A 264-nucleotide genomic window follows, 5' to 3' on the forward strand; every position below is an offset into this window, starting at 1 on the left:
CTTCATATCCGCCTCGATGGTGTCCAGCAGTCCCGGCAGATCCAATCCGTCCGAATCCTTTACCACCCGTTCGCTGGTCAGCGCCCAGCCGGCACTGGCGACGACGGGATCCGGGTCATCGAACCACGCACCACGCAGCGCCTCGGCATGCGGACTCTTTTTCACCACATAGCTGATAAGCCAGTCATGCACCTTGGGAACGCGTGCCTCCCGCAGCATTGCATCCAACTCGCTGAGCTCAAATGATCTGGGCCGGCAGACCAG

Annotated in this window: 1 pseudogene; it reads right to left on the reverse strand. The window is 61.0% G+C overall.

Annotated elements, in window-relative coordinates:
- Positions 1–264 (reverse strand): annotated as a pseudogene (locus tag SB754_RS20890) (DNA alkylation repair protein); the annotation flags it as partial.

The organism is Leifsonia sp. SIMBA_070 (assembly GCF_046534635.1).
In the GTDB taxonomy this organism is placed as follows: Bacteria; Actinomycetota; Actinomycetes; order Actinomycetales; family Microbacteriaceae; genus Leifsonia.